The following is a 4,895-nucleotide window of genomic DNA, read 5'->3' on the forward strand; positions in this document are numbered from 1 at the left end:
CTCCCGCGCCCAACTGGTGACGGACTCGCAGGTACCAAGGGTAAGCCGGCGTCGTTCGGCTGCGGCGCTTCCAAATCTACCCCATTTTCATCCCTCGCGGGTGATCCGCAGGGTCATGGCAACTGGTGAGAAATGCGGGCTAAGGGAAGCGGGAGGCAAACAGGGGGGCGAGGAGGCGAACCACCAGGTATCCCACTCCTCCGGCGAGGAGCAGCAGAAGATAGACGAAAGCGATGTCGGAAATCCGGGGGAACATGGGGTGCAGGGGAGGGAAAAGGGGCCGTTCCTTGCGGGAGAAAAACCTCCGGGGGGATCCTGCTTCCCGGGAAGGAGGGACGGGATCTTCGCCGGGAGGCGGGAGTATCCCTTCCTTCTGCCATACGACCGGTTCGTACAGGATGCTGTCCGCGGTCGGATCTTTCTCCACGGGCGCCTCCGGGGGAGGTGTCGACGAGGAATCCGGTTCCGCTTCCGGAAGGGGAGCCGAGGGCTCCGGGCGGATGTACCCGGAGATGTCGAAGCCGTCGGCGGGCGATCTCCGGGGACGAATTTCCCGGAAATGTTCGAGCGAGTAGACGTTGTCGGGGACGGCTTCCTCGATATCCGTCTCTTCCGCGAGCGCCGTTCCGGGCTGCGCCTTCCTCTCGCTCGGCGGTGGGCCGCGCCGGGCATGTTCCGGGGACGAGTGCTCCTGCCTGGCCGGGATTCCGGATATTTCGCCCGGGGGGGAAGGCTGGCGATGGGCGCGCGTCTCCCCTGCCGGAGCCGACGGGACCGCGGGGCCGGGGACCGTCGCCGTGTTCATGATCACGATGATCCCGCCGCACTTGCGGCAGCGGACCTCCGCCCCCTGGAACCCCCGCATCATCGATTCCCGCATGCGGTAGCGGGCCTGGCAAACGCTACATTCGATAACCATCAACTTCCCCCGCGGGTTCGGCGGAAAAGCCGGTGCGAAACGGCCGGTACAGCCGTGAAATACGGATGTTCCCGTATTCCGTCGGCTCGCGGCGCTGTCGTCTTCCCGTTACAGCAGGATGAGGAAGTGGGAAAAACAAAGATAACGTTTTGGCGGGAGGTTGGCAAGGGAGGAAACGCGTTTCTCGGGGTGCGCGGGAACCATGCGGAAACGGAAAGGATGCAGGACGGCCGGAATCCCCCCGTCCTCCCGGGGGAACGAGCGAGGTCCGATCCGGGAATCGATCGACCTGCCGGGATACCCTTACCCGTGACCCCATCCCCGATCGGGGAGCAGGGGCAGGGATATTCTGAGACCCCCGGGGGCGGCCGGTATTTTCGGTGCCGGAGGCGGCGGCTCGGCAGGTGCCGTCTTGCTGACCGGCTGTGCGAAATCGCTCTCCATCCCGTCGAGGGTGGTCGTCAGCGTGTACCAAAGGGTCTCCCCCGGCAAGGGATCGGGCCCCGTCGCGGAGGTTGCCCCCGGAGATGTCGTCACCGCCAAGGTCCAGGGCCCTGTCGCGGAAGGTCCCGTAAACATCTTCACGACGATTCTCGCGCGATCGGTCTCGGCGATCGGCGCCCCGCTGGTGTAGGAGGTAGGCAGCACCCAGGAGAGCACCGCTGCCTGCGCGGCATACGGGGGAAGAAGCGTTGCAAGGCGAATCGCCACGAAAATGAGGTTTTTTTCATCACCGCCCTCGTCCGTCCCTGCGTGGTTTTCGCCGATCCGTCCGGGACCTCCCTTGTCGGAAAGGGAGAACGATCCTGCCAGTTTTCCCTTTCTTCGGGACGGGTTCGGGTTGACCGCGCATGATCGTGTTCCTGGGAATTTACCGATCTTGCTGCCCGGAGACCTCTTCGTACCCGGCGATTTGATTATATCCACGGATTCCTGTCAAGAGGGGGGAGCCCGCCCTTTCTCCCCGGAAGTTCCCGATCTGCCCCGTTATGACGTACGGAACGGTGGCCGCGCGCTACCGTTCCAGGAAATTACTCCCATCCACAGCGGTCTGGAATGCCTCTTGGGGGGTGGAGGAATACTTCTCTCTCGCGATGCGCAGCAGCCCCGCCAGATTCTCGGGGCGCTCCTTCTTCCTTCGTTCCTCCACGGCCCCGATGGGGATTTTCTTTTGTTTCACGTAATCTACATGATAGACGGTGACAGTCTTCACGGGAGGCCCCTCCGACTGATTATCTGCCTGTTTGCCGACCTTCCTCTTCCGGAACGCCAGCACCTGGACCAAGGGCCACCTCGTACAAATTTGCCTGACTCCAAAGGGAAGCAAAATATGTACCGCAATACCCCGTGATTTCTCCCGCAGATATATGCGTTGGATATTCAAATACATTGAGAAGTAAAAGAGATAAAACAAAGGAAGACCAGTATCCAATCCTGATAGCATGCCGGGAAGAATGGTAAATTTTTTTCTGCTTGGGGGAGGGAAATGCCCCCACGATTTCCCACGAGCCGGCTCCATGCAGCGAAAAATGCCCGGTTCCTGCAACCCGATGGCATTGCGGTGAATCTCCAGAAGGACACCGGGACCCGGCTTGCGGTCCCTTGCCAAGGAGGAAAGAGATGCGGCGATATTGGATCGCGGGCGTTGCCGCCCTTGTTTTCGCGCTCCCTGCGGCGGTTTCCGCGGAAACGTGGAAATTGGATCCCGAGCATACGGGGGTCCATTTCAAGGTGCGCCATCTGATGGTTTCCTATGTGCGGGGCGAATTCGATAAGGTGTCGGGGAAGATCGTCTACGACGAGCAGGACATCTCCCGGTCCTCGGCGGAGATCACCATCGACGCCGCCTCCATCAACACCCGCGTCGCCAAGCGCGACAACCACCTGAAAAGCCCCGATTTCCTGGATGTCGCCAATCACCCCCATCTCGTCTTCCGATCGAAGAAGGTGGAAAAGGCGGGCGCCGGGAAGCTCCGGATGACCGGAGATCTGACGATTCGCGGGGTGACCAGGGAGGTCGTGCTGGAGATCGAGGGGCCGACCGCGAAGATCAAGGACCTCCAGGGAAATACGCGGGTCGGAGGATCGGCTTTCACGAAAATCAAACGGGACGATTTCGGGCTCACCTGGAACAAGGCGATCGAGGCCGGAGGGGTGGTCGTGGGGAACGAAGTGGAGATCACCATCGACATCGAGCTCGTCCAAGAGACATAAGCCCCGGGAGTCATCGTTCGAAGCTCCGGTCGCGGTGCGGTCCTCCCCGTCCTCCTTGCGCTGTTGCCTGACGTCCGCGGACGGACGTACACTGTCTCCATGTCTATTGGGACGCGGAGCTTCCGGAAATCCAGCCCGATTGCGGTGGCAGGGCTCGTCGCGCTCGTTCTGGCCGGTGTGGGCTGCCAGCGCGGAGAGCAGGCTGCCCGTGCTTCGCCCGGCGACAAAGGGAAGGAGCCCCTCCTCTCGGTTCATGTCGTCGCTGCCGCGTCGGAGCGGTTGCCGCGCACGGTGATCGTCACCGGGACGCTCGCCGCCGACGAGGAAGTGGCGGCGGGGTTCAAGGTGGCAGGACGGGTGAGCGAAATCGCGGTCGACCTCGGAAGCCCGGTGAGGAAGGGGCAGATCCTCGGGCGCCTCGACCCGGCGGATTTCCGGTTCCGCGTCGAGCAGGCCGAGGCCGCCCTCCGGCAGGTGCGCGCGAGTCTGGGACTTCCTTCGGAAGGCTCGGAGGAGAGCATGGACCCCGAGAAGACCGCGCTGGTTCGGGAGGCGCGGGCGGTGCTCGAGGAGGCGCGCCTGAACCGGGATCGCGTGGCGCAGCTGCGCGAGAGAGATCTCGTCGCGCGGGCCGAATTCGATGTCGCTCTGTCGCGGCTGCTCGTCGCCGAGAGCCGCTACCAGGCCGCCATCGAAGAGGTCCGGAACCGCCAGGAGCTCCTCGCCGAACGGCGCTCGGCCCTCTCGCTGGCGCGCCAGCAACTCGCCGACTCCGTGCTTCATGCGCCCATCGACGGGGCGGTGCGGGAGCGCCTGGTTTCGGTGGGCGAATACCTGGCCGCCGGCTCTCCCGTTGTCCGCCTCGTCCGGATCCACCCGCTTCGGCTGCGGGTAGCGGTCCCGGAACGGGACGCCGCCGCGATCCGGGTCGGGCAGGAGGTCCGGGTGCATCCGGAAGGGGACTCCGTAGAGCATGCCGGGCGCGTGGCCCGCCTGAGTCCGGCCCTCCAGGAGCAGAACCGGACGCTGGTCGTGGAGGCCGAGGTGGCGAACCGGCAGGGCAGGCTCCGGCCCGGCGCGTTCGCGCGGGCCGAGATCGTCGTCTCCGCCGACCGTCCCGTCGTCCTGGTGCCGGAACAGGCGATCGTGACCTTCGCCGGACTCGAGAGGGTGTTCGGGGTTGCGGACGGTCGTGCCGTGGAAAAGCGGATCCGCACGGGGCGGCGCATCGGCGGCCGCGTGGAAGTTCTCGAAGGGCTCGCCGCAGGGGAGCAAGTGGTGGTCGATCCCGGCAACCTCACCGGCGGCCAGCCTGTCACCCTGAAGCCGTAGGCCATCCTTGCAGAAACTCGCCGAAATCTGCATCCGCCGCCCCGTTTTCGCCGCGATGCTCATCCTTGCCCTGGTCGTCGTCGGGGCCGCAAGCTATGTCCGTCTCGGTGTCGACCGGTTCCCCTCGGTGGACCTGCCGACCGTCTCCGTCCGCACCCAATTGCCCGGTGCGTCCACCGAAGAGGTGGAGACCGAGATCTCCAAGCGGATCGAGGAGGCGGTCAACACCGTCGAGGGGATCGACGAGCTGCGGTCGATATCGGGGCCGGGAGCCTCCATCGTCATCGTCACCTTCCACCTCAACCGGGACATCGATACGGCCGCCCAGGACGTAAGGGATCGCGTCGCCACCGTCCTCCGGGACCTGCCGGAGGATGCGACGCCGCCCCTGATCTCGAAGTTCGACAATGACCAGCAGCCGGTCCTCACG

6 protein-coding genes are annotated in these 4,895 nt (G+C 64.4%); 4 read left to right on the forward strand and 2 right to left on the reverse strand.

What is annotated here, in order from left to right; all coding sequences use genetic code 11:
• Positions 1-139 precede the first annotated feature (139 nt).
• Positions 140-919, reverse strand: coding sequence for an MJ0042-type zinc finger domain-containing protein (locus tag VJ307_01305; protein HJX72764.1), 780 nt, complete (start codon positions 917-919; stop codon positions 140-142).
• A gap of 412 nt (positions 920-1,331) precedes the next feature.
• On the opposite strand from VJ307_01305, the gene VJ307_01310 reads away from it, so the two are divergent.
• Positions 1,332-1,553, forward strand: a complete 222-nt coding sequence (locus VJ307_01310; GenBank protein ID HJX72765.1) for a hypothetical protein — start codon at positions 1,332-1,334, stop codon at positions 1,551-1,553.
• A gap of 381 nt (positions 1,554-1,934) precedes the next feature.
• On the opposite strand, the gene VJ307_01315 is transcribed toward VJ307_01310, so the two are convergent.
• Positions 1,935-2,195 (reverse strand): hypothetical protein, encoded by a 261-nt coding sequence (locus VJ307_01315; GenBank protein HJX72766.1) that lies wholly within the window; start codon positions 2,193-2,195, stop codon positions 1,935-1,937.
• A gap of 344 nt (positions 2,196-2,539) precedes the next feature.
• Between VJ307_01315 and VJ307_01320 the strand changes: the two genes are divergently transcribed.
• The 3 genes from VJ307_01320 to VJ307_01330 all read left to right on the forward strand — a co-directional run.
• Positions 2,540-3,133, forward strand: a complete 594-nt coding sequence (locus VJ307_01320) for a YceI family protein (protein ID HJX72767.1) — start codon at positions 2,540-2,542, stop codon at positions 3,131-3,133.
• A 144-nt stretch (positions 3,134-3,277) separates the two neighbouring features.
• Entirely contained in the window at positions 3,278-4,465 is a 1,188-nt protein-coding gene (locus tag VJ307_01325) for an efflux RND transporter periplasmic adaptor subunit (protein ID HJX72768.1), read from the forward strand.
• Positions 4,466-4,472: 7 nt separating this feature from the next.
• Positions 4,473-4,895: efflux RND transporter permease subunit (locus tag VJ307_01330; GenBank protein ID HJX72769.1), on the forward strand; the 423-nt coding region annotated here is incomplete at its 3' end.

Source organism: Candidatus Deferrimicrobiaceae bacterium (assembly GCA_035256765.1).
Taxonomy (GTDB): domain Bacteria; phylum Desulfobacterota; class Deferrimicrobia; order Deferrimicrobiales; family Deferrimicrobiaceae; genus CSP1-8.

What these genes read in the sequence shown, in the direction of transcription:
- VJ307_01320 (HJX72767.1), top strand. Translation starts at nt 2,540, where the DNA reads ATGCGGCGATATTGGATCGCGGGCGTTGCCGCCCTTGTTTTCGCGCTC.
- VJ307_01305 (HJX72764.1), bottom strand. Translation starts at nt 919, where the DNA reads ATGGTTATCGAATGTAGCGTTTGCCAGGCCCGCTACCGCATGCGGGAA.